Below are 15,562 nucleotides of genomic sequence, written 5' to 3'. Positions count from 1 at the left end.
GTAACGTTAGACGCGTATCAAATCAAGGAGTTGAATATGAGTAATGGTTCTAAGGGGAAGCCTATTTTAACATGGGTTGCCGGTTTTTTTGTGTTGTTATTCTTGGTGTACTTTTTGTTCGCCAACACCATTATAAAATCTATTCTTGAGTCAAAATTAGGTGAGTCATACGGCGCAGAAGTCAACATTGACGAGTTCGACCATTCTCTTTTCCCCACTACCGTTACGCTGAAAGGCATCGCGCTAACCAACCCAACCAAGCCATCTCACAACCAAGTTTTTGTGGGTGAAGCGAATGCCGACGTAGAGTTAAAGCCACTGCTTGATGATCAGGTTATTGTTAATAACCTAAACCTACTTAAAGTACAGTTTGATACTGAGCGTGAGTCCGAAGGTGAAGTATATCGCGTTCCTGAGCGTTCACTTTCGTTTGATGAAATCAAAACGAAAGCGAAAGAGGCCGTACCTACGGTTGATGAACTACTTGCACGCAACCCGCTAAAAACGACCGCAGCCATCGAAAATGCAAAGGCTGCTTACGATACCTATGGCAAAGGTTTGAAAGACGACTATGAATCTTTGCCTGATAAATCACGCATTGAGTACTACAAAACACAGGTCGCTCAGCTAAAAGAAACGGATTACAAAGACCCTCAAGCGTTGGTTCAAGCCAAATCAGCATTCGATAAACTGAAAGAAGAGATGCAGGCAGACCGCGCGCTTATCAGCAACTTCACTGAAAAGGCTAGCGATGCAAAACAAGCTTTAAGTGAAAGTGTTGAAGCGCTCAAAAAAGCACCTCAGGAAGACTATACTTTACTTAAAGGTGTTATTGCTGGCGATCAGGCCGCCCTTTCTCAGGTAACCTATTTTGTATTTGGCGATAAAGCAGCGGAATACACTGAGTATTTAATGGCCGCAATGCAAATAGTTATGCCGCTTATTCAGGGCGAAGAAAAAAGCGAAGCGCCTGCTGACGTACCCTCAATTTTAGTAAAAGAGGCTAATGTCTCTGTACTATGGCAAAACGAATCTATCACTAGCAAATGGAACAATATCACTAACGTTCACGAAGTATTTGGTAACCCAACCACCTTCACTATTGAAGCGGCTGGCGAGTTATTAAAGTCGTTTACTTCTAGCGGTGAGTTTTGGATTGATGGTGAAGGTGTTGATGCTAGCCAGGTATGGGAACTAGCCGGCGTGAATATGTCTGACATTTCTTTTAGCGGCAATGAAACACTTAATGCGGTGCTTAAATCAGCGCTAATGAAAACAAACGGGTCGATGAAAGTCACTGATAACATGCTTACCGGTACCGGCGAAGTCGATCTACAGCAGCTTGTCATGGAAGCAACGGGCACCAGTGATATTACCAGTGCTATCGCTCAGGCATTGCAAACACTAACCAGCTTGAACATGACTATGCTGCTTGATGGTACCCTTTCGGACCCTGGCTTTAATATCAAGTCTGACCTTGATAATAAGTTAGCTAAGGCGGCGCTTTCCCAGCTAACTGACAGCCAGAAAGACAAACTTGATGAATTAAACAATAAGCTCAATAGCATGATAAGTAGCGAGCAATCACTACTGTCTGATGAGTCTCGTTGACGTTAACAGTATGCTAAGCGCAGCCCAAGGCGACAGTGCAGCCCTTCAGGAACTACTTCAAGCTCAGCTTAACAACGTTGTTGAACAGCAAAAAAGCAAACTCTTTGACAAATTGAAGGGTAAATTTGGTCAGGGCGAATAATGCACCTTTGACTCGGCGCTTGTTCGCGGCATAATACAATACAGCAGAGGCACAGCGTCTCTGCTTTTTTCCGCTTAACCATACTGTCAGGTGAATCTGTGTTACAAGGTAAATGGCTTCCCATCGTATTAATAGTACTTCTTGGTCTATTGCAATACAGACTATGGTTTGGAAAAAATAGTATTCCCGATTACTTCAACCGAAAACAAGAAGTTCATACACAAGCCCTTCAAAACGCGAACCTTGCTCAGCGCAATGCGTTACTTAAAGCTGATATCAGCGATTTAAAAATTGGATTAGAAGCCATTGAAGAAAGAGCGCGAAATGAACTCGGTTTGATTAAAAAGGGAGAAACCTTTTACCGTATTTTGCCCGCAGATGCTAAGTGAATAAAATGACATCGCCCCGCGTTGTTGCGGTTATCCCCGCAGCAGGAGTTGGCAGCCGCATGAAAGCCGACCGTCCCAAACAGTACCTTACCTTAAACGGTAAAACCATTCTTGAACATACCATAGACGCCTTGTTAACCCATCCATTAGTTGACGAGGTTGTGGTGGCCATCAGCCCAGGCGATGCATACTTCGATACCTATGGACTGCGGGATAAACCAATTCATGTGGTAGACGGTGGTAAAGAACGGGCAGACAGCGTACTTAGCGGCATCATGTCTTTGGGCGATAATGACTGGGCTCTAGTACATGATGCAGCCCGCCCCTGTATTGAAAAGAGTGATATTTCGGCGCTTATCGCCTTAATAGACAATAAGTCGGTTGCCGGCGGTATTCTGGCAACGCCTGTTAGAGATACCATGAAGCGAGTTGCGCTTGATACGAATACCGACACCAATGTCATTTCTCACACCGAAGACAGAGACGGCCTGTGGCACGCGCTAACGCCACAGTTCTTTCCCGCAACACTTTTAAAGCAGGCCCTTCAGGAAGGTTTAGCAAAAGGCGCAGCGATTACTGACGAGGCGTCGGCTATGGAACTTGCTGGCTACAAGGTAGCTATGGTTAATGGAAGCCCAGCAAATATAAAAATAACTCACCCAGCCGACCTTCCTTTGGCAGAATTCTATCTTAAGCAAAAATTTAGCGCGCAAGGCGACAACCTAAAAAGCCATAGCGCACAAGATCAAAAGGCAAACTTATAATGCGAATAGGACACGGTTTCGATGTACACAAATTTGGCGGCGAAGGTCCCATCACCATAGGTGGCGTGCGCATCGACTACGAACAAGGCCTAGTGGCACATTCTGATGGCGACGTATTGCTTCACGCACTTTGCGATGCAATGCTAGGTGCAGCAGCACTTGGTGATATCGGCAAACATTTCCCGGATACAGACGATGCCTATGCAGGTGCAGACAGTCGCGTACTGTTACGTCACGTTGTGAATGTAGTAAAAGAAAAAGGCTACAAGCTAAGTAATGCTGATATGACCATTGTGGCGCAAGCACCTAAAATGGCACCGCATATTTCTGCTATGCGCGAGGTTATAGCCGAAGACTGCAACGTCGCGCTTGACGACATTAATGTAAAAGCTACGACGACGGAAAAACTCGGTTACACCGGCCGCAAAGAAGGCATTGCCTCTCACGCTGTCGTGCTATTGGAAAAACTATGAAGCCTTTAAACACTGATCACTGGCAGTACTATTTCACAAAGCCTGTATCTACTGGCATATTTAAATTCCAAGCCGACGACTTTCAAGTTGTCGAGGATTTGGGCTATACCCCCTGTGGAGAAGGCGAGCACCAGTTTGTGTTTATTGAAAAAACCAACACAAATACCGCATTTGTTGCTGAGCAACTGGCGCGCTTCGTTAACCTGCCACTACGTCAAATTACATATGCTGGACGTAAAGACAAATACGCAGTAACACAACAATGGTTTGGCATTCACGCACCAGGCAAACCAGATTTCGATTTTAGCAACTTCGAACTGGAAGGCGTTAAAGTACTTAAACAAATGCGTCACAACAAAAAGCTGCGTACGGGTCAGCTTAAAGGCAACCACTTTACTATTACCTTGCGTCAGGTATTGCACCCAGAAGCTATTGAAGAGCGTTTGCAAGAAATAGCAGCACACGGGGTACCTAATTACTACGGCGAGCAACGCTTTGGGGTAATGCGCTTAAATGATATGGGTGAAGTGCAGCGTGGCGGAAACCTGGTAATGGCCGAACGCATGGTCAATGGCGAAACCATTAGGCATCGTAACAAACGCTCTATGGCGCTTTCAGCTCTGCGCAGCTGGCTGTTCAATGAAATGCTTTCTACGCGCCTTGAAAAAGGCACATTTGATAAAGTAAACCATGGCGATGCACTGGTGCTTTCCGGGTCTAATAGCTTTTTCATCAACGAAGGTGCTGAAGGCTCAGAACAGCAACAAGATGCACAGCGCCGTTTTACTGCAAGGGACGTGTGCCCTTCAGCGCCGCTTTGGGGTAAGGGAGCACTTGTTACGCAAGCTGAAGCCCTATCATTAGAGCAGTCCGTTGCTGCGCAAAATAGCGAAATTATCGACTTTTTAAGTCAATGCGGGTTTGAGCAAGAGCGCCGAGCGATAAAAATTTGGCCTTCGCAGCTTGAATGGCAGAGTAAGGGTGATACATTTACTATCTCGTTTGCGCTTCCAAGCGGCTGCTTTGCAACCTCGGTCCTTAGAGAGTGCGTGGAGACCTTATCCCCCATTAACCGGGTTTAAAAAGTATTGATAAAAGTGTGGCGCGCAACAGATTTAACCTCGCGTAGCTGTGAATAAAAATAAAGGAAAGTACGCAACATCATGAGAGCTTCTAGAAAAGGAGACGCGTTAGCACAACTGCTTTATAACGAGGGAATACGTTCGCAAGCAGTATTAAACGCCATTGCTGGTACGCCGCGGGAGAGCTTTTTGCCCGACGCGCTAAAACATAAGGCTTATCAAAATACGGCATTGCCGATAGGCCAAGGCCAGACAATTTCGCAGCCTTATATCGTTGCGAAAATGACAGAGCTATTGCTTGATAGCCCCAACAAACCTGAAAAAGTGCTGGAGATAGGCACAGGCTCAGGTTATCAAACAGCTATTCTTGCACAGCTATTTGCTAAAGTTTTTAGTGTAGAGCGTATTAAATCATTGCAGTTTCAAGCGAAGCGTCGAATGAATCAGCTCGACCTTCACAATATTGCAATGAAACACGGCGATGGTTGGAAAGGCTGGGCGTCAAAAGGCCCATACGATGCCATTATTGTTACCGCTGCCGCTGCTAGCCTTCCGCAAGACTTGTGCGATCAGCTAAAAGAAGGTGGGCGACTTATAATTCCCGTGGGTAACGAACAACAATCGTTGCTGTGTATTGATAGGATTGAAGGGGAACTAAAAACGTCGACCATTGAATCGGTTCGATTTGTCCCTCTTGTAGCAGGAGAGCTAATGTGAAGCTTTTTGAGCCGTGTTATGACATGGCGTTACGCTGGGCGAGGCATCGCCACGCAACTAAATATTTAGGTGGGTTAAGCTTCTCAGAGTCAGTTTTCTTCCCCATTCCCCCTGACGTGATGCTTGCACCAATGGCCTTGTCGCAGCCTAATAAGGCATGGCAGTTTGCTCTAATTACTACCATTGCCTCTATTTTGGGTGGTATTGCTGGCTACTGGCTTGGTTACTTCGCGTTTGATGCTTGGCTAGCTCCGCTTATAGAAAGCTGGGGGTATACCCATAAAATTGAAACTGCAATGCAGTGGTTTAAAGATTATGGTGTATGGGTAGTCTTCTTAGCGGGTTTCTCGCCCATTCCTTATAAGATCTTCACCGTTAGTGCCGGTTTTTTACAGATGGCTTTTCTTCCCTTTGTGCTTGCATCCGCCATTGGGCGCGGCGCGCGATTTTTCTTAGTTGCGGCGCTTATGCGCTGGGGAGGAGCTGCAATGGAGCAAAAGCTAAGACAGTATGTAGAAGTGCTTGGATGGTCAGTCGTTATTCTTGCCGTTCTCGCTTATTTACTGTTGCGGTGATATGCATAAGCCTCTTTTTTATATAGTTTTTTTGTTATATTTTTGTGTGCTTATCGGGGGTTGTGCAGGAAGAACTGCGCCAGCTCCTGTTGTTTTATTAAATAGCCAAGTTTCAGATGGAACCGAGGAATACACAAAAAATACCTATAAAGTACAACGAGGCGATACACTTTACGCAGTAGCTTGGTACACCGGAAACGACTATCGCGATTTAGCAAAATACAACCAGTTATCAGCCCCTTACACCATTTTCCCAGGTCAAATTTTAAAGGTTACACCACCCTCAAATGTAGCTGTAGCCCCCGTAAAACCTAAGGTAAAGACCAAACGGTCAACAACTCCGACCACCTCAAATGTAGACAAAAGTTTGGTTGACCGCCCATCGCCACCAGCGTATCGTGAAAGTGAAAAAGTTGTTAAGCCACAAAAAGTTACGACTGTCAAGAAGCCGTCACAAAGCGTCAAAAAACAAACGCCAACGAGCTTCCCAAGCAAAGTACAAAAGTGGGTTTGGCCTGCAGAAGGTAAGCTAGTTGGTACCTTCAGTAAGTCAGAGTCAGGCAACAAAGGAATTGATATCGCTGGTGCCAAAGGCAGTAAAGTCGTCGCAGCAGCAGATGGAAAAGTTGTTTACTCAGGGAGTGCCTTAAGAGGTTACGGTAAGTTAGTTATTATCAAACACACCGATACTTTCTTAAGTGCTTACGCCTACAACGACACTATTTTAGTTAAAGAACGAGAATGGGTGTCAGCGGGGCAGCAGATTGCAACCATGGGTGATAGCGGAACAAATTCGGTAAAACTTCACTTTGAAGTTAGGTATAGAGGGAAATCATTAGACCCGATGAAATACCTGCCAACATTAAAATAATAAAAATAAATAATAATAATAAAAGACAAAGGAGAAACGTCATAAGGTAAACCTTGTAGCAGGAGATTCATGATGGGTAAGTCAAATAAAGCCTTGGAATCAAAACCTCAAGATGACTTAGATGTCATCGATATGCCAGCTGATATGAAAGCTGACGAAACCTTAACCAACGACGCTGAACTAGAAAATGACGATGCCATTTTCAGTCAGGATGACCAACCTAAAAACCTAGATGCCACACAGCTTTATCTAGGCGAGATTGGTTTTTCACCACTGCTAACCGCAGAAGAAGAAGTTTATTTTGCGCGCCGCTCACTGAAAGGCTGCGAAGCCTCTCGCAAACGTATGATTGTTAGCAACCTTCGTCTTGTTGTAAAGATTGCTCGCCGTTATAACAACCGTGGATTAGCACTCCTTGATTTAATTGAAGAAGGTAACTTGGGTCTAATCCGTGCCGTAGAAAAGTTTGATCCTGAACGCGGATTCCGCTTTTCAACGTATGCAACCTGGTGGATTCGCCAAACTATCGAACGCGCTATTATGAATCAAACGCGTACTATTCGTTTGCCAATCCACGTAGTAAAAGAACTAAACGTTTATTTACGTGCTTCTCGTGAACTTTCACAAAAGCTTGATCATGAGCCAACAGCAGAAGAAATTGCGGCGGCGCTTGATAAGCCAGTGGAAGATGTAACAAAGATGCTTCGTTTGAATGAACGCATTACCTCTGTCGATACACCTATTGGCGGAGAAAATGACAAAGCACTGCTTGATATTATTGCTGATGAGAAAGAGTTTAGCCCTGAAGAGAGCTTACAAGACTCTGATATCAAGAGTAATATCGTAACTTGGCTTGAAGAGCTAAATCCTAAGCAGCGCGAGGTACTCGCTCGCCGTTTTGGCCTTATGGGATATGAGCCTTCAACCCTTGAAGATGTTGGTGCAGAAATTGGCTTAACACGTGAACGTGTTCGTCAAATTCAAGTAGAAGCACTTCGCCGTCTTCGCGATATGCTGGGTCATCAAGGTCTTTCATTAGAGAACTTGTTCGACCAAATGAAGTAGCTACTACTCATATTGCAGAGTAATGCTAAAATGCCAGTGTTGTGACGCTCTTAAACGAGCGTTTCAACACTGGCATTTTTTTATTTTAAATTCAAAGTAACCTAGCAAGCTTCTTCTCGTTCTGGCTATATTAGTTCCTTTCAAGCGTCACAAAAGTATAATCATGCGCATTCTTTTCATCGGCCCTATGTGCTTCTCGCGATACTTCAGTCCAACTTGCTGCTGCCTCATAATCTGGAAACTGGGTGTCTCCCTCTACTGAAAGATCAATATGTGTAAGGTACAAGGTATCCGCTCTATCTAAAAATGACTGGTAGATAGTACCGCCACCAATAATCATTACTTCGTCATTCTGTCCATTACTGTTACTTAGCGCTTTTGCGACCTCAAATGCTGATTCCGGCGAGTCGACCACGGTAGCGTCAGATAAGCTATAGTCAGCATTAGTGGTAATGACGATATTTGGCCTACCAGGAAGTGCTTTGCCAATTGACTCGTAAGTTTTTCGCCCCATGATAACTGCCTTGCCTAAGGTTATAGCTTTAAAATGCTTCAAGTCAGCGGGTAAATGCCAAGGCATATCATTGTCTGCGCCAATAATTCTGTCTTTTGCCATAGCAGCAATCATCGCTATTTTCATTTTTTACACCTTCAGGCTAAGTTCTAATTCTTCAAGGCAAAGTATATCAACATCAGATGGGAAATGCGCCACCCCACTAAAGCAAATAGTAATAATTATCATTTGCATGCATTGTAAAAGTAATTTAGTGTAGAGTTAGGAGGTGGCTACCATGCTTATAAATTATTTATGCCCTAAACATGCAGACTGGGTTTACAACAATCCAGAGCAAGCCCTACACGTAATGGCACGAGACGAAATGCAGGGCACTATGCTTATGCAAAGTGGCCAGTTAAGTGAAGCGATTCCCTATCTTGGTTGTGCATTTGATATCGCCGTCATATTGCTTGAAGTTGATGGTGGCGAAAACAGCGCTATGACGACTAAAATTATGAGTTTGACCAGTTTACTTGAAGATATTTATTTTCATTTAAGACTTACCCATCACAGAAATGCCATAGTAGACAGAGCCCACACAGTAATAGAAGCTTCTAACAATATTGTAAACAACGAAATACCGCTACGATTTGCGGTGTAGAAATGGTGTTCACCTTACAAAAAAGCTCGCACTTTGCTTTGGCAAATGTACGAGCTTAATGTTTTGTGAGTTGATTGCTAGTGACTGCTTAAATCACTAACTCACAGAAGCTATCTTCGACCAGTGCTTCTGAATGGCTGTTAGTCAGCGACTGTTTCTCAACGACTGTTTCTCAACGACTGTTTCTCAGCGACGATACTCAACTTCCACGTCGTAGTCGTCTTCGTCCCAGTCGTCATCATCGAGATCGTCACCCAAGTCGCCTTCGAATTCATCATGAGCTTCAAGCGTATTCTTGTGGTAGGTGTCCCACTTGAACTCCACTTCTTTCTTCTCTTCTTCTTCTTCCAGTTCTGCTGGAAGGGTCTCGATGAAGTCCATAATGTCATTACACAAAGGATCTAGATTCATCTTTTGGAACGCAGAGATTTGGTAAACTGGGCCTTCCCATTCTAATGCGTCAATAACATGCTGACAGCGCTCTTCAGCTTCTTCTTCAAGCAGCAAATCGACTTTATTAAATACCAACCAACGGGGCTTTTCTGCCAATTTAGGGCTGTATTTTTCAAGCTCTTCAATGATCGCTTTTGCATGTTCGGCAGGATCGGTTTCATCAACAGGGAAAATATCTACCACGTGAAGCAAGATACGACAACGCTCTAAGTGCTTTAAGAAGCGTATACCTAAACCTGCCCCATCGGCTGCACCTTCAATCAAACCAGGAATATCAGCGACAACGAAGCTACGCTGTGAGTCTTGGCGAACCACACCTAAGTTAGGCACTAGCGTAGTAAACGGGTAGTCAGCCACTTTAGGTTTAGCTGCCGATACAGAACGGATAAAAGTTGATTTACCCGCGTTAGGCATACCGAGTAAGCCAACATCGGCTAGAAGCATAAGCTCTAGCTTAAGGTTGCGAATTTCACCTGGCGTACCATTGGTTTTTTGACGTGGTGCGCGGTTAGTACTGCTTTTAAAGCGAGCATTACCTAAACCGTGAAAACCACCTTGTGCCACTTTAAGCTTTTGGCCATGACGAGTTAAGTCACCCAATACTTCACCAGTATCGCTATCAGTGGCGCGTGTACCCACGGGCACCATAACGGTAAGATCTTGACCTTTCTTACCGATACAATTACTACCTTGGCCGTTTTGACCGCGTTCAGCGCGATGAAAACGTTCGAAGCGATAATCGATCAATGTATTTAGGTTTTCATCGGCTTGTAAGTATACACTGCCGCCGTCACCACCGTCGCCACCGTCTGGGCCACCTTTAGGTACGTATTTTTCCCTTCTAAAGCCAATGGTACCGTTGCCACCGTCACCGGCTTCAACGCGAATTTCAGCTTCATCTACAAATTTCATTTATCACTCCGGGCTGTTATGCCGTGGGTTATTAACTTTTTTAATGCGAATACTAAGTTTACACCAAATTGCGCGTCGGCGCTTTTGAGTCTACTCAGCATTCTAAAAAACGAGAAGTAAAACCTTGCCTAGCGTTAATTCGTTCTAGAATTTAAACGCTGTAAAATAAGAACAGAAAAAGAAAGAAAGGTTTCACAAAACAAAAAACCCCGCAAGCGCGGGGTTTTTCTAAGCCTGTTCGGCGAGAAGCTTTCGCGCTTACTCAGCTACGATGCTTACAAATTTACGGTTCTTCGGTCCTTTAACGTCGAACTGAACTTTACCGTCTTTTAGTGCAAACAACGTGTGGTCTTTGCCGATACCCATGTTGTCACCAGCGTGGAAACGAGTACCACGTTGACGAACAATGATGTTACCAGCAAGAACAGATTCACCACCAAAGCGCTTAACACCTAGGCGTTTACTTTCTGAATCACGACCGTTTTTGGTACTACCACCAGCTTTTTTGTGTGCCATGTGTTCGTGCTCCTATTATGCGTTGATACCAGTGATTTTCACTTCTGTGAACCACTGACGGTGACCCGCTTGCTTACGAGAGTGCTTACGACGACGGAACTTAACGATTTTTACTTTATCGCCACGACCGTGTGTAACAACCTCAGCAGTCACCTTACCACCAGCAACGATTGGTGTGCCGATTTTTACGTCGTCACCGTTGCTTACCATTAAAACTTTGTCAAATTCAACCGTTTCGCCTGGGGCTACTTCGATTTTTTCAAGACGAACGGTTTGGCCTTCGGCCACACGGTGTTGTTTACCGCCACTTTGGAAAACCGCGTACATAGTTAACTCCGCTCTGCGTCCACTGACGCTTCAATTCAAAAAACAGGGCGCGAATTGTACGTGAAACATCCGTAAATCACAAGCCCGATTCGCAGAAAAAATGATTATTTTTCCAACATGGGGCGAATTATGCCTCAATTGCTTATTTGATGCAGCTTCAAATGCTCAGAAACTATTAAAATTTCAAAAATAATTTCGATAAATCAGCAGAAAAGTAGGATCGCCAACTATAAAAACTTGGGCTATTTCCAAAGAATATTGACAAAAAGTGCGAACAAGACGACAGCGAACTCATAAAGGCCGCTGGCGGTTTGACTTGCAGCGCTAGCGATCAGGCAAAAAGCAATAAGCGATCTAATAGAGGCATTTGCGATCGCCCAAGTGAGATCCTGAATAGTTCGGCACTATCGGTAAAAGGATAAAAGAGCGTTTCTTACCAGATAAGCTGCGCTCCTATTTACTATCTAGTCCTAGTACTACTTTTGTAGTTTGGCTTTTCGATTGTCTATTGGATCGCAAAGTTAGATCGTCACGTTCCCTTATCGGCTTGATGTGGGATCCGTGAATTTCTGTAACTGGTCGTCCGCTCTAGTTGCTTGGCTAAATAGCTAGCTTTAGTAGCTAGTAATGCGCATTACTATCTGCACGTAAAAAGTAAAAAAATCGCCCTTTGAAAGGAAAAACAATTAAGAGTGCCTATAATTACAATTAATTGCATACGGAAGTATTAATGGGCAAAGCTCAAGTAAGCGAATAACGCAAATTGAACACTATTGAAAAAACAATGTTTAAAAGAGTTTCGAATCTCTGATGAAAAATGCTTTTGTGCAATTTCTAAAACGAGTTTAAGCGTAATTAAGAAATTACACGTAAATACGTTAAGCCGTCATTTTTTAAGACAATTTGGTGGATAGTACAGATGATTAAGGTACAATCGCCAGCAACCATTGCCCAAGACGTAAGAGTAAGTATTTATTGCCATGCCTATGGATATAGATCAAATCCGCGCCCTGTCTAATGATGATATGCAGGCGGTTAACCAGCTGATTCAACAACAAGTCGATTCTGATGTTGCCCTAATTAATCAGCTTGGCTTTTATATTGTAAACAGTGGCGGCAAACGCTTACGCCCCTTACTTACCGTGTTAAGTGCACGGGCAATGGGCATAGGTAATAACGACCATCATACCCTTGCAGCCATTGTAGAATTCATTCATACCGCGACACTGTTGCACGACGATGTAGTTGACGAGTCGACCATGCGCAGAGGTCGGGAGACTGCGAATGCTATCTTTGGTAATCAGGCCTCGGTATTAGTAGGTGACTTTCTTTACACCCGCTCTTTCCAAATGATGGTTAGCCTTAAGCGCATGCGCGTTATGGAAATATTGTCGGAAGCCACGAACCAAATAGCAGAAGGCGAAGTGTTGCAGTTGATGAATTGTAACGATGCCAGCACTACAGAAGCACGCTACTTTGATGTTATTTATGGTAAAACGGCCCGTCTGTTTGAAGCAGCAACACAGTTAGCGGCTGTTTTAACTGATCAAGACGAGCACATTGAGCATGCTATGCAAGAATACGGTAAACACTTAGGCACAGCCTTTCAGCTTGCTGATGATATTCTGGATTACATGGCTGACAGCGAAGAAATGGGTAAAAATGCTGGCGACGACTTAGCCGAGGGTAAGCCTACCCTGCCGTTACTTTACGCTATGTGGCACGCTAAGAATGACGACGATAAAGCACTTATTCAAGAAGCCATTGAGCAAAGCAATGGCCTGCCACATTTAAACCGTATTCAAGGTATTATGGAAGAAACCGGCGCTTTGGACTACACACGAGAATGTGCCCAAAAAGAAGTGCAAATGGCCATTGATAGTCTAAACGCTGTCGAAGATTCTGAATACAAAGAAGCGCTCATTGCGCTGGCGCACATTTCAATTGAGCGTACGAGCTAACTAGCGATAAATAAACAATTGTCGATAAGTGATATGAGTAGGCGTGTTGTAAGCAACACGCCTTTTTTATTGGCGTTAACCAATTACTAAAACTAACTACTTATTGAAACGCTAACCTTCAAGCATAAAACCTACAAGGCCTACTAAGAAGCCAAGAATACCGCCTAGGGGTGGTAGCCAATGGTTTTCCATACGGATTTGCGGTGCTATATCCTGGAACACTGAATAAAGAATACCACCTGCAGCAAACAGCATAATCCCACTCATGACCACTGGGAACTGGGCTAAGTAGTAAAAGCCTAGCAAACTGAATAACGGCCCGAGTAACGCCATCAGAACAAAGATAACAATGAGTTTATTGCTGCGCTGTTTGTTTTTGGGCAACATCTCTCTGTAGGCGTTAAACCCTTCAGGTAAATTTTGAACCGCAATCAATAGGCCTAATAGCATGGTACCTCCGCCTAAAGCTGCTGTGGTACCAAGGGCGATAGACTCTGGCACAAAGTCACTCAGCATAGCGGCTAACTGGCTGCCTGCGGTTTTCTTTTTCGCTAAATAAATATCAAGGGCCATAAAAGCTAAGGCGCCACCAATAAAACACAATATGGCAGCAAATACCGATACGTCTTTTATCCCTTCGGGCACAAGCACAAGACCTACCGCCGAAATAAGCGCCCCTGCCCCAAGCGCTAAAATGCCGTGGCGTAACTCTTTTTCCAGCCACTTAGGTTGAATACCTTGGTAAGTCGCTAAAATAGCGCCCGTGGGCATGGCAAGGCCTGCTACCGTTGCCATTACCAGTAAACCTACAATATCGCCTTGTGACATAAAGACTCCTTTCTCGCTTTTGTCAGTACATGTTTATTTATTAATTACTTCACACAGCACCATTGGTTTACAAGTAATTCCAATCCGCATAGATAATTGCCCACTCAGAAGGCGCTCGCAAGCTTCATAGCGAAGCGTGGGAATGCAGGAATGGCTGTTCCCTTTCAAATTGCCAGAATAATTTAAATTTCAGAGCCTTTTTCTAAACGTGTAACAAAAAAGAGCAGCCTAAGGCTGCTCTTTGCATTCATGAAAATAGTTTGAGGTTGCCGTTAGCTATGCTCAGAAAAGCCCGATTAATTTAAATCTAAATCTCGGGTCATATTTTCGTTCTTATCGCGATGCACAATAATATTGTCTTCAATACGAATACCGCCAAACGGCTTGTATGCATCAATAGTATCCCAGTTAATGTATTTAGACGCAGGCGTCGCTTTTAGGTCTCGAAGCAAGCTTTCAATGAAGTACAAGCCAGGTTCAATAGTAAACACCTGACGGGCTTCAACCATACGCGTGCAGCGCAAGAACGGGTGATCATCAGGAGCAGGCTTAGGCGTACCGCGATCGTCGTTTACAAGACCGCCAACATCGTGCACCTGAAGGCCTAAGAAGTGACCAATGCCGTGTGGGAAGAACGTGCGCGTAATCCCCATTTCTACGATTTCTGGCGGCGTTAAATTCACCATGCCGGTATCGTGAAGAATTTGTGCAATGCCGTCATGGGCTAGCAAATGAATGTCGGTATAAGCTACGCCAGGTTTCAACGAATCAACCAAGGTCAGGGTTACCTTGTCTACTGCCTGAATAAGGTCGCGAAACATTGCTGAATTTTGAACACCGTCTTGAGCATAAGTACGCGTAATATCTGCCGCATAGCCATGATAATTCGCACCCGCATCAATCAAAAACGAACGGGATTCTTTTGGCGCTATTGTATCGCACTGCATATAGTGAAGAATTGAAGCATGCTCGTTAAGTGCCACAATGCTGGTGTAAGGCACATCGTTATCGCCTTGTCGGCTTGCCGTTGCATAAGCAAGGTTAATATCAAACTCGCTTTTTCCTTCACGGAAGGCTTGCGCAGCCGCTTTATGCCCTGCTACCGCTAACTTGTTAGCTTCGCGCATGCAGTCTAGCTCGTAATCGGTTTTATAAGCACGTTGATAGTGCAAATAATGTAACACGCGGTCTGGGTTTACGTTATCAAAGCCCAGCGCTTTGGCCACCTCAATGTATTCGCCTACATAAGCCAAACGGCTTTTGTCATAAGGCAGGAATTTCTCTACTGCATCGGCCTGTTGAAGCAATTTAATGTCGAAGCTGTCAGTCCAGAAATCATTTGGTTCTGGCGGCACCTTATGCCAGAAGTCTTCGGGACGATAGAAAATAAGCGTAGGCTTGTCTACACCGTTCACCACCAGCCAACAGTTAGGGTTATCAATAACTGGCACCCATGCTTTGAACTGCGGGTTTACCTTGAATGGGTAGTGATTATCGTCTAAGAAAAGGCGCTTGCCCTGCCCCGAGTGAATCACTAGCCCGTCAAGTCCTTCTCGCTGTAATGCTTCGCGAGTACGAGCCTGAAGCTCTTCGATATGCTGTTGGTAGGTTGCTTGATGTTGCGACATAGCCCCTCTTATCTTTTTAGTCGTTAGATGGAACACATTAGCCACTAGTGTATCACGAGGCCAACATGACGTGCATGCTGACCCCGACCAC

Annotated in this window: 18 protein-coding genes; 12 read left to right on the top strand and 6 right to left on the bottom strand. The window is 44.5% G+C overall.

Annotation, left to right across the window (positions count from 1 at the left end; all coding sequences use genetic code 11):
* The first annotated feature begins 36 nt into the window (after positions 1-36).
* The 10 genes from ACYX4W_RS06205 to rpoS all read left to right on the top strand — a co-directional run bounded on the left by ACYX4W_RS06205 (position 37) and on the right by rpoS (position 7,689).
* Entirely contained in the window at positions 37-1,611 is a 1,575-nt protein-coding gene (locus ACYX4W_RS06205) for a TIGR03545 family protein (protein WP_476075001.1), read from the top strand.
* Positions 1,612-1,621: 10 nt separating this feature from the next.
* The gene (locus tag ACYX4W_RS06200) at positions 1,622-1,753 is read left to right on the top strand and encodes a hypothetical protein (RefSeq protein ID WP_476075000.1); all 132 of its coding nucleotides are present in this window, start codon (positions 1,622-1,624) and stop codon (positions 1,751-1,753) included.
* Positions 1,754-1,851: 98 nt separating this feature from the next.
* The gene (gene ftsB, locus ACYX4W_RS06195; protein ID WP_179982290.1) at positions 1,852-2,142 is read left to right on the top strand and encodes a cell division protein FtsB; all 291 of its coding nucleotides are present in this window, start codon (positions 1,852-1,854) and stop codon (positions 2,140-2,142) included.
* Positions 2,143-2,147: 5 nt separating this feature from the next.
* The gene (gene ispD / locus ACYX4W_RS06190; RefSeq protein ID WP_476074999.1) at positions 2,148-2,906 is read left to right on the top strand and encodes a 2-C-methyl-D-erythritol 4-phosphate cytidylyltransferase; all 759 of its coding nucleotides are present in this window, start codon (positions 2,148-2,150) and stop codon (positions 2,904-2,906) included.
* Complete coding sequence (gene ispF, locus ACYX4W_RS06185; RefSeq protein WP_476074998.1) at positions 2,906-3,379, top strand: 2-C-methyl-D-erythritol 2,4-cyclodiphosphate synthase; 474 nt, start codon at positions 2,906-2,908, stop codon at positions 3,377-3,379. Before ispD ends, ispF begins: the two co-directional genes overlap by 1 nt.
* Positions 3,376-4,461, top strand: a complete 1,086-nt coding sequence (gene truD, locus ACYX4W_RS06180; protein WP_476074997.1) for a tRNA pseudouridine(13) synthase TruD — start codon at positions 3,376-3,378, stop codon at positions 4,459-4,461. Before ispF ends, truD begins: the two co-directional genes overlap by 4 nt.
* An 81-nt stretch (positions 4,462-4,542) precedes the next feature.
* Positions 4,543-5,178 (top strand): protein-L-isoaspartate(D-aspartate) O-methyltransferase, encoded by a 636-nt coding sequence (locus ACYX4W_RS06175; RefSeq protein ID WP_014948160.1) that lies wholly within the window; start codon positions 4,543-4,545, stop codon positions 5,176-5,178.
* Positions 5,175-5,753, top strand: coding sequence for a YqaA family protein (locus ACYX4W_RS06170; protein WP_476074996.1), 579 nt, complete (start codon positions 5,175-5,177; stop codon positions 5,751-5,753). Before ACYX4W_RS06175 ends, ACYX4W_RS06170 begins: the two co-directional genes overlap by 4 nt.
* 1 nt (position 5,754) lies before the next feature.
* Positions 5,755-6,624: a peptidoglycan DD-metalloendopeptidase family protein gene (locus tag ACYX4W_RS06165; protein ID WP_476074995.1), complete on the top strand. Its 870-nt coding sequence runs from the start codon at positions 5,755-5,757 to the stop codon at positions 6,622-6,624.
* 72 nt (positions 6,625-6,696) lie between these two features.
* Positions 6,697-7,689, top strand: a complete 993-nt coding sequence (gene rpoS, locus ACYX4W_RS06160) for an RNA polymerase sigma factor RpoS (protein ID WP_118490355.1) — start codon at positions 6,697-6,699, stop codon at positions 7,687-7,689.
* A gap of 130 nt (positions 7,690-7,819) precedes the next feature.
* Here the strand turns inward: rpoS and folA are convergent, their stop codons facing one another.
* Entirely contained in the window at positions 7,820-8,317 is a 498-nt protein-coding gene (folA, locus tag ACYX4W_RS06155) for a type 3 dihydrofolate reductase (protein ID WP_476075447.1), read from the bottom strand.
* 163 nt (positions 8,318-8,480) lie between these two features.
* On the opposite strand from folA, the gene ACYX4W_RS06150 reads away from it, so the two are divergent.
* Positions 8,481-8,846, top strand: coding sequence for a hypothetical protein (locus ACYX4W_RS06150; protein WP_474808881.1), 366 nt, complete (start codon positions 8,481-8,483; stop codon positions 8,844-8,846).
* A 186-nt stretch (positions 8,847-9,032) separates the two neighbouring features.
* On the opposite strand, the gene cgtA is transcribed toward ACYX4W_RS06150, so the two are convergent.
* From cgtA to rplU, 3 genes are all read right to left on the bottom strand, one after another.
* Entirely contained in the window at positions 9,033-10,211 is a 1,179-nt protein-coding gene (cgtA, locus tag ACYX4W_RS06145; RefSeq protein WP_476074994.1) for an Obg family GTPase CgtA, read from the bottom strand.
* A gap of 258 nt (positions 10,212-10,469) precedes the next feature.
* Positions 10,470-10,727, bottom strand: coding sequence for a 50S ribosomal protein L27 (gene rpmA, locus ACYX4W_RS06140; protein WP_012517170.1), 258 nt, complete (start codon positions 10,725-10,727; stop codon positions 10,470-10,472).
* 15 nt (positions 10,728-10,742) lie between these two features.
* A complete protein-coding gene (gene rplU, locus ACYX4W_RS06135) occupies positions 10,743-11,054 on the bottom strand; it encodes a 50S ribosomal protein L21 (protein ID WP_012517169.1) in 312 nt (103 codons plus the stop codon).
* A gap of 986 nt (positions 11,055-12,040) precedes the next feature.
* On the opposite strand from rplU, the gene ispB reads away from it, so the two are divergent.
* Positions 12,041-13,015 carry an octaprenyl diphosphate synthase gene (gene ispB, locus ACYX4W_RS06130; RefSeq protein WP_474808885.1) on the top strand — a complete coding sequence of 325 codons (975 nt, stop codon included), beginning with the start codon at positions 12,041-12,043 and terminating at the stop codon, positions 13,013-13,015.
* Positions 13,016-13,126: 111 nt separating this feature from the next.
* On the opposite strand, the gene ACYX4W_RS06125 is transcribed toward ispB, so the two are convergent.
* On the bottom strand, positions 13,127-13,843 hold the full coding sequence (locus ACYX4W_RS06125; protein WP_476074993.1) for a ZIP family metal transporter: 717 nt from the start codon (positions 13,841-13,843) through the stop codon (positions 13,127-13,129).
* Positions 13,844-14,139: 296 nt separating this feature from the next.
* Entirely contained in the window at positions 14,140-15,471 is a 1,332-nt protein-coding gene (gene pepQ / locus ACYX4W_RS06120) for a Xaa-Pro dipeptidase (RefSeq protein ID WP_476074992.1), read from the bottom strand.
* Positions 15,472-15,562: the final 91 nt, after the last annotated feature.

This window comes from Alteromonas sp. ABH4_454 (assembly GCF_056311775.1).
Note: the sequence above shows the minus strand (reverse complement) of the source record. Positions and strands in the feature narration are given on the sequence as shown.

Bases quoted from the DNA above. Each gene is read 5' to 3' on its own strand.
- ACYX4W_RS06205 (WP_476075001.1), top strand. From the start codon at position 37: ATGAGTAATGGTTCTAAGGGGAAGCCTATTTTAACATGGGTTGCCGGT.
- ACYX4W_RS06200 (WP_476075000.1), top strand. From the start codon at position 1,622: ATGCTAAGCGCAGCCCAAGGCGACAGTGCAGCCCTTCAGGAACTACTT.
- ispD (WP_476074999.1), top strand. From the start codon at position 2,148: ATGACATCGCCCCGCGTTGTTGCGGTTATCCCCGCAGCAGGAGTTGGC.
- ispF (WP_476074998.1), top strand. From the start codon at position 2,906: ATGCGAATAGGACACGGTTTCGATGTACACAAATTTGGCGGCGAAGGT.
- truD (WP_476074997.1), top strand. From the start codon at position 3,376: ATGAAGCCTTTAAACACTGATCACTGGCAGTACTATTTCACAAAGCCT.
- ACYX4W_RS06175 (WP_014948160.1), top strand. From the start codon at position 4,543: ATGAGAGCTTCTAGAAAAGGAGACGCGTTAGCACAACTGCTTTATAAC.
- ACYX4W_RS06165 (WP_476074995.1), top strand. From the start codon at position 5,755: ATGCATAAGCCTCTTTTTTATATAGTTTTTTTGTTATATTTTTGTGTG.
- rpoS (WP_118490355.1), top strand. From the start codon at position 6,697: ATGGGTAAGTCAAATAAAGCCTTGGAATCAAAACCTCAAGATGACTTA.
- folA (WP_476075447.1), bottom strand. From the start codon at position 8,317: ATGATTGCTGCTATGGCAAAAGACAGAATTATTGGCGCAGACAATGAT.
- ACYX4W_RS06150 (WP_474808881.1), top strand. From the start codon at position 8,481: ATGCTTATAAATTATTTATGCCCTAAACATGCAGACTGGGTTTACAAC.
- cgtA (WP_476074994.1), bottom strand. From the start codon at position 10,211: ATGAAATTTGTAGATGAAGCTGAAATTCGCGTTGAAGCCGGTGACGGT.
- rpmA (WP_012517170.1), bottom strand. From the start codon at position 10,727: ATGGCACACAAAAAAGCTGGTGGTAGTACCAAAAACGGTCGTGATTCA.
- rplU (WP_012517169.1), bottom strand. From the start codon at position 11,054: ATGTACGCGGTTTTCCAAAGTGGCGGTAAACAACACCGTGTGGCCGAA.
- ispB (WP_474808885.1), top strand. From the start codon at position 12,041: ATGGATATAGATCAAATCCGCGCCCTGTCTAATGATGATATGCAGGCG.
- ACYX4W_RS06125 (WP_476074993.1), bottom strand. From the start codon at position 13,843: ATGTCACAAGGCGATATTGTAGGTTTACTGGTAATGGCAACGGTAGCA.
- pepQ (WP_476074992.1), bottom strand. From the start codon at position 15,471: ATGTCGCAACATCAAGCAACCTACCAACAGCATATCGAAGAGCTTCAG.